Origin of the sequence: Streptomyces sp. NPDC017936, from assembly GCF_044328485.1 — a bacterium.
GTDB lineage: Bacteria > Actinomycetota > Actinomycetes > Streptomycetales > Streptomycetaceae > Streptomyces.
Genome location: NZ_JBIRHK010000009.1, coordinates 232,260 through 249,236, shown reverse-complemented (window position 1 = coordinate 249,236; position 16,977 = coordinate 232,260). Strand labels below are relative to the sequence as shown.

Annotated in this window: 14 protein-coding genes and 1 pseudogene; 2 read left to right on the top strand and 13 right to left on the bottom strand. The window is 77.6% G+C overall.

Annotation, left to right across the window (positions count from 1 at the left end; all coding sequences use genetic code 11):
• Nucleotides 1–119: 119 nt before the first annotated feature.
• From ACH4F6_RS20935 to ACH4F6_RS20880, 12 genes and pseudogenes are all read right to left on the bottom strand, one after another.
• Nucleotides 120–1,007: pseudogene (locus ACH4F6_RS20935) on the bottom strand (glycosyltransferase family 2 protein); the annotation flags it as partial.
• Nucleotides 1,004–1,930, bottom strand: coding sequence for a glycosyltransferase family 2 protein (locus ACH4F6_RS20930; protein WP_397961752.1), 927 nt, complete (start codon nt 1,928–1,930; stop codon nt 1,004–1,006). The gene ACH4F6_RS20930 and the pseudogene ACH4F6_RS20935, both read right to left, overlap by 4 nt.
• Entirely contained in the window at nt 1,920–2,909 is a 990-nt protein-coding gene (locus tag ACH4F6_RS20925; RefSeq protein WP_397961751.1) for a glycosyltransferase family 9 protein, read from the bottom strand. The genes ACH4F6_RS20930 and ACH4F6_RS20925 overlap by 11 nt, the downstream gene beginning before the upstream one ends.
• Complete coding sequence (rfaE2, locus tag ACH4F6_RS20920; RefSeq protein ID WP_397961750.1) at nt 2,906–4,333, bottom strand: D-glycero-beta-D-manno-heptose 1-phosphate adenylyltransferase; 1,428 nt, start codon at nt 4,331–4,333, stop codon at nt 2,906–2,908. Before rfaE2 ends, ACH4F6_RS20925 begins: the two co-directional genes overlap by 4 nt.
• Nucleotides 4,330–4,968 carry an SIS domain-containing protein gene (locus ACH4F6_RS20915; protein ID WP_397961749.1) on the bottom strand — a complete coding sequence of 213 codons (639 nt, stop codon included), beginning with the start codon at nt 4,966–4,968 and terminating at the stop codon, nt 4,330–4,332. The genes rfaE2 and ACH4F6_RS20915 overlap by 4 nt, the downstream gene beginning before the upstream one ends.
• On the bottom strand, nt 4,965–6,212 hold the full coding sequence (locus ACH4F6_RS20910) for a glycosyltransferase (protein WP_397961747.1): 1,248 nt from the start codon (nt 6,210–6,212) through the stop codon (nt 4,965–4,967). Before ACH4F6_RS20910 ends, ACH4F6_RS20915 begins: the two co-directional genes overlap by 4 nt.
• Nucleotides 6,209–7,171: a glycosyltransferase gene (locus tag ACH4F6_RS20905; RefSeq protein ID WP_397961746.1), complete on the bottom strand. Its 963-nt coding sequence runs from the start codon at nt 7,169–7,171 to the stop codon at nt 6,209–6,211. Before ACH4F6_RS20905 ends, ACH4F6_RS20910 begins: the two co-directional genes overlap by 4 nt.
• Nucleotides 7,168–8,175 carry a glycosyltransferase family 9 protein gene (locus ACH4F6_RS20900; RefSeq protein WP_397961745.1) on the bottom strand — a complete coding sequence of 336 codons (1,008 nt, stop codon included), beginning with the start codon at nt 8,173–8,175 and terminating at the stop codon, nt 7,168–7,170. Before ACH4F6_RS20900 ends, ACH4F6_RS20905 begins: the two co-directional genes overlap by 4 nt.
• Nucleotides 8,172–8,699, bottom strand: coding sequence for a D-glycero-alpha-D-manno-heptose-1,7-bisphosphate 7-phosphatase (locus ACH4F6_RS20895; RefSeq protein WP_397961847.1), 528 nt, complete (start codon nt 8,697–8,699; stop codon nt 8,172–8,174). The genes ACH4F6_RS20900 and ACH4F6_RS20895 overlap by 4 nt, the downstream gene beginning before the upstream one ends.
• Before the next feature lie 140 nt (nt 8,700–8,839).
• On the bottom strand, nt 8,840–9,862 hold the full coding sequence (locus ACH4F6_RS20890) for a glycosyltransferase family 2 protein (RefSeq protein ID WP_397961744.1): 1,023 nt from the start codon (nt 9,860–9,862) through the stop codon (nt 8,840–8,842).
• On the bottom strand, nt 9,859–11,493 hold the full coding sequence (locus ACH4F6_RS20885) for a carbamoyltransferase (protein WP_397961743.1): 1,635 nt from the start codon (nt 11,491–11,493) through the stop codon (nt 9,859–9,861). The genes ACH4F6_RS20890 and ACH4F6_RS20885 overlap by 4 nt, the downstream gene beginning before the upstream one ends.
• A 32-nt stretch (nt 11,494–11,525) precedes the next feature.
• Nucleotides 11,526–12,521: an NAD-dependent epimerase/dehydratase family protein gene (locus ACH4F6_RS20880; RefSeq protein ID WP_397961742.1), complete on the bottom strand. Its 996-nt coding sequence runs from the start codon at nt 12,519–12,521 to the stop codon at nt 11,526–11,528.
• A 379-nt stretch (nt 12,522–12,900) separates the two neighbouring features.
• Here ACH4F6_RS20880 and ACH4F6_RS20875 point away from each other — a divergent pair, with 379 nt between their 5' ends.
• Complete coding sequence (locus ACH4F6_RS20875; RefSeq protein ID WP_397961846.1) at nt 12,901–13,464, top strand: hemerythrin domain-containing protein; 564 nt, start codon at nt 12,901–12,903, stop codon at nt 13,462–13,464.
• Nucleotides 13,465–14,133: 669 nt separating this feature from the next.
• Nucleotides 14,134–15,426 (top strand): MFS transporter, encoded by a 1,293-nt coding sequence (locus ACH4F6_RS20870; protein WP_397961741.1) that lies wholly within the window; start codon nt 14,134–14,136, stop codon nt 15,424–15,426.
• Between the two features lie 520 nt (nt 15,427–15,946).
• Here the strand turns inward: ACH4F6_RS20870 and ACH4F6_RS20865 are convergent.
• Nucleotides 15,947–16,474: a hypothetical protein gene (locus ACH4F6_RS20865; RefSeq protein WP_397961740.1), complete on the bottom strand. Its 528-nt coding sequence runs from the start codon at nt 16,472–16,474 to the stop codon at nt 15,947–15,949.
• Nucleotides 16,475–16,977: the final 503 nt, after the last annotated feature.

The window sequence follows — 16,977 nt, the reverse complement described above, 5'->3', positions numbered from 1 at the left end:
CGCCCGCCGCCGGGGGGGTGGGGGGGGGGGGGCCGGCGCCCGGTGCCGTCCGGCCCCGGCCCGCCCCCCCCCCCCCCCCGGCGCCCCCCCGCCCCCCCCGCCCCCCCCCCCCCCCCCGGCGATGATCTGCGCGCGCGTTCGAGCGCCGCCAGCCGGCGCTCGAGCTCCGGCGGCACCGGGGCGCGCTGCCTCAGCACCCAGGGCAGACCCGCCGCCGCGTACCCGAAGGCGCGCACCGAGGCCGCGTCGCGCGGCACCGTGGCCATCAGGTGGGCGGTGCGCCGCAGGGCCGGCCGGAGCGGGCGGCGCAGCCAGGTGAACCAGAGCGTGTTGCGGATCCCCAGGACCCGGCGCGCCGTGCTGTCCCTGGCCGCCGACGCCTGGTGGTGGACCGTCAGGTCCGCGACGTAGCTCAGCCACCAGCCCTGCCGCAGCAGATCGGTGGCCAGGAGTTCCTCCTCGCCGCCCAGCCACAGACCGGGGTGGAAGCCGCCCGCCGCGCGGAAGGCGTCGGCGCGCAGCACGGTGGCGGCGGCGAGGAAGGAGCCGAGGGCCGGTCCCGGCAGGAAGTCCGGCCCGGACAGGGGCGACTCCCGCAGCTCCTCGACGACGGGGTCCTCGGCGCCGGACGGCTCGACGACGATCCGGGCCGTGACCCCGGCCAGACGCGGCCGCCCGTCGAGCAGGTCCGCCGCCCGCCGCAGGCTGCCCGGCTCCCACCAGGTGTCGTCGTCGCAGAACGCCACGTACGGCGTCCGGACCCGGCGCACCGCCAGATTGCGTCCGACCGCGCCCAGGTTCCTGCCCGGCTCCAGCAGCACGACCTCGGGGAAGTCACGCCGGACCGCCTCGGCCGTGCCGTCGCACGAGGCGTTGTCGGTGACGACCACCGAGGGCCGCTCCGGCAGCTCGCGCAGGCGGGCGAGGGTGCGCAGGAGCTCGGCGCGGCGGTTGTGGGTGATCACCACCACCGTGGTCCGGGCGTCCCGCCGCGCGTCCGCGCTCATGCCGGCCCGCCCTGCGGGCGGTCCCGGTCCAGCAGCCGGGCCGCCCGCTCCACCGCGGGAGGCAGGGGCCTGCGGCGCGCGAGGGCGGCGGGCAGGCGCACCGCCAGCTCCCCCAGGGCGCGCCGGGAGCCGGGCTCACCGGCGAGCGCGGCGGCCGTGAGGCCCGCGGTGGCGCGCAGGGCCACGGTGAGGGGGCGGCGCAGCCACAGGGTCAGCACCTCGTTGCGGCGGAACAGGTGCTGCCGTCCGTCACGCCCCCCGGGCGCCGGATGGTGGTGGGCCGTCAGCGTCGGCTCGTACGTCACGCCCCAGTCGGCGGCCGCGAGGTCGTAGGCGAGGAGGGTCTCCTCGCCGCCGAAGAAGAGCAGCGGGTGGTAGCCGCCCGCGCCGAGGAAGGCGTCCCGGCGCACCACGCACGCGCATCCCAGGAAACCGAGCACCGGACGGCCCGGCAGGTCGGGTTCGTCCGGCAGGGGAGAGGCGGCGAGCACGGCGTTCAGCGGGTCCTCCGCCCCCTCGGGGCCGACCAGGGTGCGGGCGGCCACCAGCCCCAGGCGGGGGTACGCGTCGAGCAGGTCCGCCGCCCGGCGCAGCGCGCCCGGCGTCCACCAGGAGTCGTCGTCGCTGAACGCGACGTACGGGGTGGCCGCCTGCCGCACGGCGAGGTTGCGGCCCACGGCGCCGGTGTTCCGCCGGGGGGTGAGGACGCGGGGGGCCGAGGGGTGGCGGCGTACGGCCTCGCAGGTCGCGTCGTCCGAGCCGTTGTCGACGACGATGACGGGCGGGCGCTCCGGCAGCGCGGTCAGGGCGTCCAGGGTCCGCAGGACTCCGGCACACCGGTTCCGGGTGATCACCGCGACGGTGACCCGGTCGTCCGGTGCCTCCCGGACGGGCTCGGCCGTGCGGACGGGGTCAGCGGACACGGGCCTCCTCCTCCCTCCGGGCGGTTCCGCCGGGGCGCAGCAGGGCCAGGGCCGCGGCGGTGGCCTCGTCGGTCCGGATGCGCAGGAGCAGCGGGTCGGGGACGTCGCCGTGCGGATCGCCGGGCGGTCCCGGTTTCCACAGGGCGACGTGCCGGGCGCGGCGGGGCGGACCCCACAGGCGCGGGGACACCGGCCCGAAGAGCGTCACGGACGGCGTGGCGTGGGCCACCGCGAGGTGCGCGAGCCCCGTGTCGCCGCTGACGACCAGCGCCGCGCCCGCCACCAGCGCCGACAGCGCGCCGAACGGCAGCCCGCCGCGCAGCGCGTCGCGCTCCGGCAGACCGGCCCGGCCGGCGACGTCCAGGACCAGCGCGTCCTCCTTCGGGCCCCCGGTGACCACGACCCGGCGCCCGCCGGCCCGCAGCTCCCGCACGAGGGCCGCGTAACGCTCGGCCGGCCAGCGGCGGGACGCGGACTCGGCCCCCGGGTGGACGACCACCGCTCCCGGCGCCGGGGAGGCCCCGGCCGGAGGGGGCAGCCGCACGTCGTCGGGGTCGGCGGCGATGCCGTGGGCCGCGAGGAGGCGGCACCAGCGCGCGCGTTCGTGCTCGTCCGGCCGCCAGGCGGGGGTCCCGGGGCCCGGCAGGGCGAAGGCCAGCAGCCGGCGGGGGGCGAGGGCGGCGAGCGCGTCACGGCTGGCCGGACCGTTGCCGTGGAGGTCGACGGCGAGGTCGGGCGGCGGTCCCGTCCAGTGGGCGAGCGACGGCACGCCCCGGTGCGGCGCCTCGGCCGGCAGGACGGTGTCCACGGTCGCGGTGGCGAGCGCGGCCTCGCGCAGGGCCGGGGGCAGCGCCAGCACGACCTCGTGACCGGGGAAGGCCCTGCGGACACCGCGCAGCGCGGGCACCCCGGCGAGCAGGTCGCCGAGGCCCAGCGCGCGCAGCACCAGCACGCGGGGCCGTCGCCGTACGGACGTCACCCGCGCTCCCGTCCGGGCGCCAGGCCGGCGGGCCGGGGCGCCCCCGCCGCCTTCTCGGCGATGCCGGTGGTGGAGCGGCCGTCCAGGTACGGGAACAGCACGACCTGCCCGCCCCAGCTCTCCACCAGGGGGGCCTCCGGCAGCCGTTCCAGCGCGTAGTCGCCGCCCTTCGCCCAGATGTGCGGGCGCAGCACGGAGAGCAGCCGTTCCGGGGTGTCCTCGTCGAACACGGCGACCGCGTCCACGCACTCCAGGGCGCGCAGCACCCGCAGCCGGTCCGCCACCGGGACCAACGGCCGTCCGGCGCCCTTGCGGCGGCGCACGGACGCGTCCGAGTTGACGCACACCACCAGACAGTCCCCGGTGCGGCGGGCGGCCTGGAGCAGGGCGACGTGACCGGCGTGCAGCAGGTCGAAGCAGCCGCCGGCGGCGACGACCGTGCCGCCCGCGGCCCGGACCCGGGCGGCGGTGCGCAGGGCGTCCCGCGTCGGGTCGCCGTCGGCCGGCGGGAGCGCGGCCGGGGCCGCCGCCGGGTCCGCGGCGAGCGCGCGGACGCCTCCCTCGGCGACGTACCGGGTCGCCGCGTGCACGGCTCCCCGGACGGCGGTCTCGGTGAGCTCGCCGTCCGCCAGCAGTCCGGCGGCCGCCGCGGCGAACCGGTCGCCGGCCCCGCAGGCGTCGCCCTCGGCGGTGACCGGCGACGGCACCAGCAGCGGGGTGTCGCCGTGCGACAGCAGGGCGCCCCGCCCGCCGAGGGTGACGGCCACCGAGGCCGCCCTCCAGGCCCGGACCAGCGTGTCGGCGTCGTGCGCCGCCGTCTGCAGCGGGCCGGCGTCCCCCGGCGGCTCGCCGCCGGCGAAGGTACGCGCCTCGCTCGCGGACGGGGTGACGAGCCGGACGCCGGGCACCGGCGTCTCCCCCCGCGGGTGCGGATCCCAGACGACGGGCACCCGCGCGGCCGCCGGCTCCAGCACCCCGCGCAGCACCTCGGCGGCGCCCCGGCCGTAGTCGGCGACCAGGACGGCACCGGCCTCGGCGACCGCCCGGCGTGCCTCGTCCGTCGCCTCCCGGGCCCGCCCCTCGCCCTCGTCCAGGCGCAGCAGGGGAGTGCCCTCCGCGAGGACGCGGGTCTTGCTGGACAGCGCGCCGGTCAGCGGCAGCCGCACCAGACGGACCCGGTCGGCCAGCAGCCCGGCGAGGCACGCGCTGGCCTCGTCGTCGCCGAGCGCGGTGACCAGGGTGACGGGCCTGCCGTCGGCCGCCGCGAGCGTGGCCGCCAGCGCGGCTCCTCCGGGCCGGGACACGCGCCGCGCCTCGCTGACGACCGGCACGGGCGCGTCGGGAGCCAGGCGCTCGGCCCGCCCGCACAGGTCGTGATCGAGCAGCGCGTCCCCCACGACGAGCAGCGGGGCCGGGGCGCTCATGCGCCGTCCCTGCCCGCCGGGGCCGTCCACCGGCCGGCGTGCGCCGGCCGCTCGACGGCCATGCGCCGTTCCACCCTGAGGTCGAAGGACTCGCAGAGCATGTGGACGGCGACGAGGTGCAGTTCCTGGACGGTGGCGGCCGTCGCCGCCGCCACGCACAGCGCCGCGTCCGCGGCCCCCGCCAGCGGGTTGGGCGCCGGACCGGTGAGGGCCCACACGGTCACCCCGAGACGGCCGGCCTCCTTCGCCGCGACGAGCAGGTTCTCGCTCGCGCCGCTGGTGGACAGCAGCACCAGGACGTCCCCGGCCCGGCCGTGCGCGGCGACCTGCCGGGCGAAGATGTCCTGGACGCCGTAGTCGTTGGCGATCGCGGTCGTGGAGGAGGTGTCGGCGTGCAGGGCGAGCGCGGAGAACGGCGGGCGGTCGTCGCGGTAGCGGCCGACCAGCTCGGCGCTCAGGTGCTGCGCCTGCGCGGCGCTGCCGCCGTTGCCCGCGACCAGCAGCCGGGCGCCCGCCCCGAGCCGGTCGGCGAGGCCGGTGCCCCACCGCCGCAGGACGGGGGAGGCGTACTCGCGGAAGTCCCCGAGCGCCTTCATCAGGTCGTCGCAGTGCGTTGCGTCGGTGACGGTCTTCATCGGACGACTCCCGAGAGCGAGGGGACACAGGACACCGCGCCGTAGACCCGGGTCACGCCGTCGGCGACGCGGTCCCAGGTGTAGCGGGCGAGGACGCGGCGCCGGCCGGCGGCGCCGTACCGGGCGAGCCGGGCCGGGTCGTCGAGGAGACCGCGGAGGGTGGCCGCGAGGTCGTGATCGTCGCCGTCGGGTGCGGCGGGCGGCACCAGGACGCCCGTGACGTCGTCCACGACGGTGTCGAGCTGCCCGCCGACGGCGGTGGCGACGACCGGCGCGCAGCAGGCCATCGCCTCGACCGGGACGATGCCGAAGGGCTCGTAACGGGGGAGGGACAGCACGAGGTCCGCGCCGGACATCAGCCGGGGCATCCGCGCGGGGTTCACCCCGCCCAGCAGCGTCACCCGGTCGGCGACCCCGCTCTCCTCGGCGATCGCGCGCAGCCGCTCGGCCTCCGGCTCGGCGCCCAGCAGGGCCCGCTCGGGCCCGCCCACGACGAGGAGTTCGGCGTCGGGCACCCCGGCCAGGGCGCGGATCGCCCGGTCGAAGCCCTTGCGCGGGACGAGCCGGCCGACCGAGAGCAGCCGGCGCGGCGCGGACGCGGACCGCCGGGCGCCGGCGACCGGCACGAACAGCGTCGGGTCCACCCCGCAGGGCACGACGGACACACGGTCGCGGGGCAGCCCCATGGCGACCAGCTCGCGCACCTCGTCCGCACAGGTGGCGATGATGCCGGCGCACTCGTGGCCCACCGCCGTCTCGATCGCGACGCGCTGCGGCGGACTGGTGTCGGCGGCGCCCTGGTACCGCTTCTTCACCGTGCCGAGCGCGTGGTACGTCTGCACCACGGGCACGCCCGGGGCGCGCGCCCCCGCCACCGCGGCCATCCCGGACATCCAGAAGTGCGCGTGCACCACGTCGGGCGGCTCCGCGGCCCACTCCCGCGCCAGCCACGCGCCGAACTCCGGGATGTACGGCAGGAGTTCGTCCTTGGGTATCGGAGTCGGCGGTCCGGCGGGCACATGCACCACCCGCACCCCGTCCGGTGTGGTGATCCGCTCCGGCAGCCCGGGGCCGTCACGGCGCGTGTACACCGTGACCTCGTGGCCCCGGCGGGCCAGCTGCCCGGCGAGTCGGGCCACGTACACGTTCTGCCCGCCCGCGTCCGGGCCGCCGAGCTCGGCCAGTGGGCTGGCGTGCTCGGAGACCATGGCGACGCGGCCGGCCGTCGGGTGGCTGGGGCTCATCGGGTGACCTCCTTGATCAGGCGCTCCCAGTCGTCCCGGAAACGCCGTTCTCCGTAGCGGGCCTGTACCGCGGCCCGGGCGGCCTCCCCCGTCGCGCGGGCGTGCGCCGGGTCCGCGGCGAAGCGGCGCACGGCGTCCTCCAGCACGTCGAACCGGTTGGAGACCACGCCTGCTCCCTCGGGCACCGCCTCGCGCACCTCGGTGGTGTCGAGAGCCACCACCGGCATGCCGAGGAACATGGCCTCCAGCAGGGAGAGGCCGAGCGACGTCCACCGGACCGGATGCAGGTAGAGGCGGCAGCGGGCCATCGCCGGGTGCAGGTCGCCCTGCGGCAGGTCCCGGCCGCGGCACCGGCCGGGCGGCAGTCCGAGGTGGTCCGCGAGTCCCTCCGTCCGCATGCCGAAGACGTCCAGCGGCAGCGTGCGGGCGAAGCCGGGCAGCAGGTCCGTCCCGGTCGTACGGCCGCGCCGCACGGGCTCGTTGACGACGACCGCGGCGCGCGGTTCCTCGCCCGTCCACAGGCGGCCGGGGTCGATGACGCCGTGTTCGATCACGGTGGTCGGGGCGCGGCCGTTGTCCCACATCAGCCGGTTGAAGTGGGTGACGTGCACGAGCGTGACGTCGGTGCGGTCGGCGAGGGGGTGGCGGGTGTCGACGGCCGACTCGTGCGGGCTGTTGTGCTCGACGTACACGGCGGGCACGTCGACGCCGGGCCGGCGCCCCGTCCACTCCCGCGCGAGTTCCAGCTCGTGCGGCCGCTGCAGCACCATCAGGTCGATCGCGGCCCCGCGCAGCTCGTCCGGGCCCGCCTCCCGCACCGTGCGCGGCCAGTCCCAGGTCCGGGCCCGCCCGAGCCCGTCGGGCCCCCGGTCGGGCGTCACCGGGACGAGGAAGGTGTGCGGGCCCTGGACGAACGACGTCAGCCACGAGCCGTGCACGTGCCAGACAAGGATGTTCATGCGCGCTCCTCGAGGAGTTTCCGCACCGCCTGCACCACGTCCTGGCCCGTGACCTCGCTCAGGCAGGGGTGTCCCGGAACGGGGCAGTTCCGTGCCCTGCTGTCCGCGCAGGGCGCCGTCTGGTCGCCGAGCAGCACGCCGGGCACGCCGTACGGCGCCCAGCGATCCGCCGGGACGACCGGCGCGAACAGGGACACGACCGGGGTGCCGACGGCCGCGGCCAGATGGGCGGGGCCGGTGTTGCCGCACACGACGACGTCGGCCGTGCGCAGGACGCCCGCCAGGGTGCGCGGTTCCGTCCTGCCGCCGAGGTCCACCGCCGTGCCGCCGCTCACCCGCCGGGTGAGGTCCGTCTCGCCGGGGCCACCGGTGACGACCACGCGGTGACCGGCGTCGGCGAGCAGCGCCACGGCCTCGGCGCAGCGTTCCGCGCCCCAGGCCCGGGCGGGCGCGCTGGCCCCGGGGTGGACGACGACGTACGGCCCGTTGCCGGTCAGCGCGACGGTGTCGGGCGGCGGCAGCACACGCAGCCGGCCGTCGTCCCCGGCGGGCGGGAGGAACCCCAGCGCGGCGGCCGTGTCGAGCGCCGCCTGCGCCTCGTGCCGGCCGGGCAGCCGCCGGTGCCGGACGTCGAGCAGGCTGCCGGGGTGGTCGACGCTCTCGGCGCCGATCCGCGCCACGCCGGCCAGCCGCAGCAGCAGGGCCGTGGGCAGGGGGCTCTGGTGGAACGACGTGAGGACGAGCGCGACGCCGAACGCGGCCTCCCGCAGCCGCCGCACCAGGTCCTCGACGTCGGCCTCCCGGACCGGGGGCGGGTCCACGCCCTCCCAGGGCGCCTCCCACACGATCACCTCGTCCACTCCGGGCAGCAGCCGGGCGGCGGGCTCCCCGCGCGGGCCGCACAGCATCGTCACCGAGGAGCAGTGCGCGGCGACCGCGCGGACGGCGGGCCCGGCGAGCAGCACGTCGCCGAAGCTGTCCAGGCGTACGACCAGGGCCCTCATGACCCGCCTCCCGGTGTCCGGGCGAGCACCAGGCGGACGGCCGTCGGCAGGTCGGGCGCGGTGAGCGGCGCCGACGCGACCTCCCGCGGCAGCGTCGCCGCGTTGGGCACCAGCACGCCCCGGGCGCCCGCCGCGCGGGCGGCGAGCACGTCGGCCGCGATGTCGCCGATCACCACGCAGTCCCGGGGAGCCACCCCCAGCCGCCGGGCCGCCTCGACCACGAGACCCGGCCGGGGTTTGCGGCACGCGCAGCCGTCGTCGGGCAGGTGCGGGCAGTACACCCAGGTGTCCAGCCCGCCGAGCACGGCGTCCGCCCGGTCGTTGACGGCCCGCACGTCGGCGTGCGTGAGCAGCCCGCGGCCGATGCCCGACTGGTTGCTGACCACACCGGTCGGGACGCCCGCGGCCCGCAGCAGGCCGAGGGCCTCCCCGGCCCCGGGCATCGGACGCACCCGGTCGGGGTCGCCGTTGTAGGGGACGTCCTCGACGAGGGTGCCGTCCCGGTCGAAGAGGACGGCGGCCACGGGGGTGGGGGCCCGGGACGCGGTGCCCGTGTCCGGGCGGTCCGCGTCCCGGCGCGCGGCGGCCGGGGCCGCGGCACGGGGGTGCACGGCCCGCCCCCGGGCGCCGCCGGCCGCCGCGGGGCGGCCCGTCGTGCGGGGCCTCACGGCCTGCCCCCCACCGGCAGCGCCCCGCGGTGCCGCGCCCGGCCCAGGAGCCAGTGGCCGACCGCGAGCGGGGGGATGAGGACGCTCGTGCCGAGCATGGTGGTGATCTCGTGCCGGGTCCGCGGGCCCGGGCGGATCCGGGCCAGGGCGAACTCGGCCGTGCCCAGCGTCCACAGGGCGCCGGCGACGCCGGCGGCGCGGCGGCGGCCGGCCAGCGCGCAGGCGGACGCGGTGAGCGCGGCGGCCGTCACCAGCACGTGCCGGGGGAGCCGCCCGCGGGGTGCTCCGGCGCGGGTCCACCAGTCGCGGCCGTGCAGCCGGTTCATCAGGGCGTCGTCGGCGTTGCCGCGCTGCGCCCGCACCGACACCCAGCGGTCGGCCGGGCGGACGGGGTGGCGGGTGGTGCGCCGGCCGCGGCGCAGGGTCCACCCGGCCCGGTGGACGCGCAGCGCCAGGTCGGCGTCCTCGCGGAAGGCCCGGCGGAACCGCTCGTCGAACCCCCCGACGTCGGCCAGCACGGCCGTGCGGTACGCCATGTCGGCGGTGGCCCAGGCGGCCTGCTCCAGCCCCGCCGTGCCCCGCTCCCAGTCGGTCGGCCTGCGGTGCGCGGGCAGGGGGACCGTCAGCCGGCCCTGGACGCCGGCGGTGGCCGTGCCGGCCGCGGCGAGGTCCTCCGCGAGGCGGCGGGACCAGTCGGGCAGCACCTGCACGTCGTCGTCGAGGAACACCGTCCACGGCGTGCCGACCGTGCGCCAGCCGGCGTTGCGGGCGGCGGCCGGACCCCGTCCGCCCGTGCGCAGGGTGCGGACCCGTCCGCGCAGCACACCGGCCGCCTCCAGCGGCAGCTCCCCGGAGGCGGTGGGGCGGTCGTCGACCACGACGACCTCCTCGGGCGGGTGGCCCACGGCCGCGGCCAGCGCGCGCAGGCAGCCGGCCAGGCAGGGGCGCCCGATCGTCGGCACGACGACGGAGTAGGCGGGGGCGGCCGGCGCGGCGGAGCCGTCCGTGCGGTCCGTCATGCGAACACCCTCTTCCGGCGGATCGCGAACGGTCCCAGCGCGAGCAGGTCCACGGGCGCGGACCCGAAGCACTCCAGGGCGTCGCGCGGGTCGTCGACCATCGGCCGGCCCGCGGTGTTGAGGCTGGTGTTGACCACCACCGGCAGTCCCGTGCGGCGCTCGAAACCGTCGATCATCCGTGCCACCAGCGGCTCGTCCGCCCGGTCCACGGTCTGGATCCGGGCCGTGCCGTCCACGTGGACGACGGCGGGGATCCGCTCCCGCCACGCCGCGGCGACCTCGTGCACGAACAGCATGTAGGGGCTGGGCAGCGGCCCGTCGAACAGGTCGGCGGCCCGCTCCGCCAGGACCATGGGGGCCACCGGGCGGAACTCCTCGCGCCCCTTCACGGCGTTGAGGCGTTCGAGGTTCTCGGCGCGGCCGGGATGGGCCAGCAGCGAGCGGTGGCCGAGGGCCCGGGGACCGTACTCGCTGCGGCCCTGGAACCAGGCCACCACACCGTCCCGGGCCAGCTCCTCGGCGACGGTCTCGGCGATGTCGTCGGGCTCCTCGTGGGGGACGGCGGCCCGCTCCAGCCACGCGCGCAGTTCGGCGTCGCTCCAGCCGCGGCCCAGGGCGGCGGTCGGCATGGCCTCCACCGTCTCCTTCTGGTGGGCGACGTGCAGCGCCGCGCCGAGCGCCGTGCCCGCGTCGCCGGCCGCCGGCTGCACCCAGACGTGCCCGAACGGTCCTTCCCGGTACAGGCGGGTGTTGGCCACGCAGTTGAGGGCCACCCCGCCCGCCAGCGTCAGGACGTCCTCACCGGTGCGCTCGTGCAGCCAGCGCACCAGAGCGAGCAGCACCTCCTCCAGACAGGCCTGCGCGCTGGCGGCCAGGTCGGCGTGGTCCCGGCTCCACGGGGCGCCCGCCGGACGCGGCGGCACCAGCGAGGACCAGGGGACGGGCCGGGCCCGGAAGCCGCCCCGGCCGTCCGCGCCGACGTGCTCGCGCAGCCGGTCGAGGAAGCGCGGCTCCCCGTGGGAGGCGAGGGCCATCACCTTGAACTCGTCGCTGCTGCGCAGGAATCCGAGGTGCTGGGTGAGGTCCTCGTAGAACAGTCCCATCGAGTCGGGCAGCGACTGCGAGGCGAGCACGGTGAGTTCCCGGTTCGCGTAGCGGCCGGCGAGGTGGGAGCCGCACTCGCCGCGCCCGTCGAGGACGAGGACGGCGCAGTCCGGGTGGGGGGAGGCCTGGCCGGCCGAGGCGGCGTGCGCGACGTGGTGGGGGACGAAGCGGACCTTGGCCGGGTCGAGTCCGGGCAGGGCCTCGGCGAGGAACTCGGGGGCGCGGCGCGCGTAGTCCTGGCGCAGGTGGTCCCAGGGGTCGTCCAGCCCCAGCCGCTCGGCCGGACGGGCGAGCCCGGGATCGTAGGAGTAGGCGACCGCGTCCAGCTCGGACGGGGCGAGCCCGGCCTGCTCCAGGCACCAGCGGGCGGACAGCTCGGGCAGTTCCCAGGCGGAGAAGGGGACGGGCCGCTTGCCGTGCTTACGGCGGCTGAAACGTTCCTCCTCCGTGGCCGCCACGATCCTGCCGTCCATGACGAGGGCGGCGGCGGGATCGTGGAAGAGGGCGTTGATTCCCAGAACGCGCATGCGGTGCCTCCGTGGGCGTGGTGGAAGACGGCTCAGTCCCGCGGTGCCGGCTCCCCGGTCGGCCGTGTCGCCGCGAAGTAGGCGATCGTGTGCTTGATCCCCTCCTCCCAGGGCACCCTGGGCGCCCACCCCAGCAGCTCCCGGGCGAGGGTGGTGTCCGGCCGGCGGCGCTGGGGATCGTCGACCGGGCGGTCGACGAACTCGATGCGTGAGGAGGAACCGGTCAGCTCCACCACCCGGCGCGCCACGTCACGGACCGCGACCTCGTCGCTGCCGCCGATGTTGACCGGCCGGACCGAGTGGCTCGCGGCCACCAGCAGGATCCCCTCCACCGTGTCGTCCACGTAGCACAGCGACCGCGTCTGACCGCCGTCGCCCGCCACGGTCAGGGGCTCGCCGGCCAGCGCCTGGCAGACGAAGGTCGGGACGGCCCGGCCGTCGTGGGCGCGCATCCGCGGCCCGTACGTGTTGAACAGCCGGACGATTCCGGCGTCGGTGCCCCTGGCCCGCACGTGGGCGGTCACCAGCGCCTCGGAGAACCGTTTTGCCTCGTCGTACACGCTGCGCGGCCCGACGGGGTTGACGTTGCCCCAGTAGTCCTCCCGCTGCGGATGCACCAGGGGGTCGCCGTAGACCTCCGACGTCGACGCCAGCAGCAGGCGTGCCCCGTCGCGCTCCGCGACGGACAGCATGTTCCGGGTGCCCAGACTGCCCACGTCGAGCGTCTCCAGGGGCAGCCGCAGGTAGTCGGCGGGGGAGGCGGGGCAGGCGAAGTGCAGGATCAGGTCGTACGGCCCGGTGAGGCGCCCCGGGCACTCGGGCGCCGACACGTCGCACTCGACGAAGCGGAACCCGGGGCGGCCCACGAGGTGGGCGATGTTCCGGTGTGAACCCGACACCAGGTTGTCCACGCAGTCGACTTCGGCACCCGAACTCAGCAGGCGCTCGCACAGGTGGCTGCCGAGGAAACCGGCGCCGCCGGTCACCACGGCGCGACGCCAGGGCGGACGGGGGATCGCTTCGGTCATGGGACACCCTTCAGCCGCACCCGGAAGCGCCGGGGAACGGCGCACGGGGCCCGGGGCGGCACGGGAGGCGGGGGAGACGGTCGAGGAGCAGGACGCCGGGACGCCGGAGACGGATCGCGCCGATCGCCGGCGCCGTCCCGGCCGGACCGCCGTGGTCCCGACGGCCCTGGCGTGGATTCCCGTACCAGTAGCTTTCACATCTTGATCCCCATTGTGCTCACGCACCGACGCACGCGCGACTCATGGGCCACGCCGGCCCCACGGGCGCCAGAGGTACCGCCGTTCCGGTGAGAACCGGTGTCGAGCCCGCGACGCGGGGCACTCGGGCCCCCGGCGGATCCGACCCGGAGCCGTCGTGCCCAGGCTGGAGGTGAAGGACATGGGTCATGGTGGGAACGTCATCGACGAACTGGTGACCGATCACCGCGAGGTCGAGGAGCTCTTCGGCAAGATCGAGGCGCTGCCGTCCGGACACGGGGACCGCAAGCTGTACGCGGACCAGGTCACGATCGAGCTGGTCCGGCACTCCGTGGCGGAGGAGGCCTACCTCTACCCGGCCGTGCGCGAGCACGTGTCCGGCGGGGACGCCCTGGCCGACAAGGAGCTGGAGGACCACGCCGAGGCCGAACAGATCATGAAGGACCTGGAGGGCTGCGAGGCGGGCGACGCCGAGTTCGACCGGTTGATCGGGATGCTGATGAGCGAGATCCGCGAGCACGTGGCCGACGAGGAGGACAACCTCTTCCCCCGGCTGCGGGCGGCGTGTCCCGCGGACGCCCTCGACGACCTGGGCGACAAGGTCCGCCAGGCCAAGAAGACGGCGCCGACGCGCCCCCACCCGTCCGCCCCGGACAAGCCGCCGGCCAACAAGCTGCTGGCGCCGGGCGTCGGCATGATCGACCGGATGCGGGACGCGCTGACCGGGCGCGGCAAGGAGAGCTGAGACCGGCCCCGAGCGTCCGCCGCCCGGGGCCGCCGCACAGGCGGCGGCCCCGGGCGGCGGGACGAGCAGGGGAGGCCTACTGCCGGTGGCGGGCCCGTCGGGCGGGCACGGGAGGCGGGTTCGTTCCCGGGGGAAGGCCCGTCGGCGCGTGCGGCAGCGCGGACCCGTCCCTGACGGCGGGCCCGTGGGCGGGCCGCCGGAGGGTGAGGGCCGGTCTTCGGCGACCGGCCCGTCGACGGGGGCCGGTCCGCGGCCCCCGGGAGGAAGGCCCGCCGTTCGCGGCGGGCCTTCCGCACGTCCGGGTGCCGGGCGGCTTGTGAGCAACCCCACGTGACCGGGCAAGTGCCCGAAGGGCCAAGGCGTTTGCGTTCCGCGGGGCGGTACCGCGGCGGGCGACTCCGCCGCCTCCGCCGCCCCGTCTGCCACGATGGTCCGCGCCGTGACCGATCAGGTGGAGTGACCGCGCAGCGCAGCCGGCGTCCCCCGGTTCCGCCGTTCCTGTGACCTTCGCTCGCCCCTGGGTACCGCACTGTGTCTTCTCCTCCTGCCTCCTCCCCGCCCCCTGCCCCGCACACCGCCGCGCCGCCCGACGCGGCGCGCCCTCCGGCCACCGCCGCCGTCGCCGGGAAGGCGTCCCGTTCGCCGTGGCGGTCCCTGAGGCACCGCAGCATGCGCTGGTGGTCCGCGGCGAACTTCCTGTCGAACGCCGGCACCTGGATGCAGCTCACCGTCCAGAACCTGCTCGTCCTGGAGATCACCGGCTCCGCCGCCGCGACCGGCCTGTCCATGTCGGTTCAGGCCGCCCCCGCCCTCTTCATGAGCATGCTGGGCGGCGCGGCCGTCGACCGCTGGCCGCTCAAGCTCACGGCCGCCGTCAGCCAGGCCCTCCTCGGCGCGGTCGCCTTCACCACGGCCGTGCTCGTCGCGCTGGACCGGCTCGACATGACGTCGCTGATGGTGCTGGCCGCCGTCACCGGCACGATCGCCACCGTGGACGGGCCGGCCTGCGCGCTGCTGGGCAACGACCTGGTGCCCGTGGAGGACGTGCCGTCCGCCATCGGCGTCGGCGCGCTGGTCCACAACGCGGGCCGGCTCGCCGGCGCGGCGCTGGCCGGCATCACGGTGGGCTTCCTCGGCACGGCCGCGGCGTACGCGGCGAACGGGCTCTCGTTCCTCTTCGTGACCGCGGTCATCCCGTTCCTGCGGCCGGCGCCCGGCGCGGCCCGGCGGGGCGGGGCGGGCGCACGGAGCGGGACGGGCAAGGACCCGGCGGGCAGGGCCGTGATCCCGCGGCAGCGCGACCGGCGTGCCGACCTGACCGTGCGGGAAGGCCTGGCCTACTTCGCGCGCCGGCCCCGTCTGGTGGCCCTCGCGGGCATCACCGGCGTCAGCGGCGTCTTCGGCCGGAACTACGGGCTCACCCTCGCGGTGCTCGTCACCGGACCGCTCGCCGGCGGACCGGGCGCCTTCGGCACCGTCTCCACGGTGCTCGCCGTCGGCGGCATCCTCGGCGCGGTCCTCGGCGCCCGGCTGCGCAAGCCCTCGGTCAGGGCCGTGGGCGCCCTGGCCGCCGCGGGTGCGCTGTTGCAGGTGGTGGCGGGCCTATCCCCGTCCCTGGCCATCCTGCTGGTCATGGTCCTCCCTATGGCCGTGGTGGAGTCCGTCTCGGACACCGCCGGCACGGCCGTCCTCCAGACCGACCCGCCCGCCCACCTGCGGGGACGCGTGCTCGGCGTGTGGAGCAGCATCGGCACGGTGTGGGGCCTGGGCGGCCCGCCCGTCCTCGGCCTCCTCATGGAGCTGGCCGGCGCCCGCGGCGCCCTCGTCACCGGCGGCCTGCTCGTCGCCGGCTCGATCGGCGCGGGCTTCCTCCTGCGCGCCCGCCGCACCCCCCGGCCGGTGCCCCTGCCGGCGCCGGGCAGGGAAGCGGCGGGGCGGGCGGCCCTGGAGACGGCCGCCTGAGGCCTCCGGCCGGGACGGGCGACCACGCGCGGACCGGCTGAACGGCCGAACGGCGGGGCGGTGGAGGCGACCGCCCCGCCGCGGAGCGCACGGGCTCACCGGCGCACACCGCGGGAGACGAGGACGCGGCGGACCCTCCACGGCCGCCGCGTCCCGGCCCGGTGCGTGACGACGCCCCGATCCCGGCGGGGCGGTGCGGACCCGTGCGACGGCGGGCGGGGCTCCGTCCTTCCCGTCCCGCGCCCCAGGACGTCGACCGGGGCGGGGCCGGAGTCCCCGCCGCTGCCGCTCCTCCGCGACCGTGAGCCCCGCCGCTGCCGCTCCTCCGCGACCGTGAGCCCCGCCGCTGCCGCTCCTCCGTGACCGTGAGCCCCGCCGCTGCCGCTCCTCCGTGACCGTGAGCCCCGCCGCTGCCGCTCCTCCGCGACCGTGAGCCCCGACGGTTCCGCCACGGAGCCGGGGACCCCTTCGCTCCGGCTCGCGCCGGGAACGGCTCGGCCGGGATCGCGCCGCCGCCCGCTCAGGCGATGAGGGCCTGCCCCGGTTCCAGCAGGGCCAGCAACTGGCCCTGGTGCAGCCCGGCCACGGGGGCGAGGAGGTCGGGGTGGCGGAGCAGGGCCGCGGCCTGGCGGTCGCGGGTGTCGGGGGCGACCAGACGGCGGAACTCCATCGGGATGCCGGTCGTGTGATCGCCGCCGTCCAGGCCGGCCACGGCCAGCGCGGCCAGCTCGGGGTCGGTGAGCAGACAGGCCGCCCAGCTCGCCACGACCTCGTCGACCCAGCTGCGCCAGGCCGCCTCGTCCGCCTCCACGTCGTCGCGTGTCTCCGCGCCGCTGATCCAGTCCAGCCGTGCCGAACCGCCGGGGCCGGCCATGCCGACCAGCGCCGCGTCCATCACGGTCGGGTAGCGCAGCCACGCCGCGACCGTGACCGCCTGGCGGGCCTGCACCTCGCACAGGGCGGAGGCCATCGCGCCGCCGGCGGCCGGGTAGGCCCGCGTCAGCCACTGGGCGGTCGCCGCGATGAGGGGGGAGAGGTCTGCGCGCACTGAGAGCCGTCCGAGCTGCGTACGGGGAAAGGGCCGGAGGGAAACGGTAGCCCGCGGTCCCCGCGGGGGGACATGGCCCGAACCCCACCGGCGGCGTGGCTTCGGCCACACGCGGTCCGGCCGACGGCCTCACCCGGCCGTCCCACGCGGCGGTCCCACCCCATGGGCCCCTCCGGTGTCCCACGGCGACGGCGCCCCCTGAACGAGGGTCCCCCCGGGCGACGGGCCCACCGGGCGGCCGTCCCCCTGAGCGGCGACCTCACCGAGTGGTCCCTCCCACGCCGCACGGCGACGACCCCACCGGGCGCGAACGGCGGTTCCTCCTCGACCGCCGGCAGTCCACCACCCCGGCCGGCTCCCCCTCCCCGGCCGGGGCACCGGGAGTCCCGCGCGCCCGGCGGCGGCACCCGTCCCGGCAGCCGCGCGAACCGGACCGGCCGGCTCGGCGAGGCCGTCCTCCGGTCCGTCCCGCCCCGGGCGCCGGGAAAGGCGCCCCCACTTCG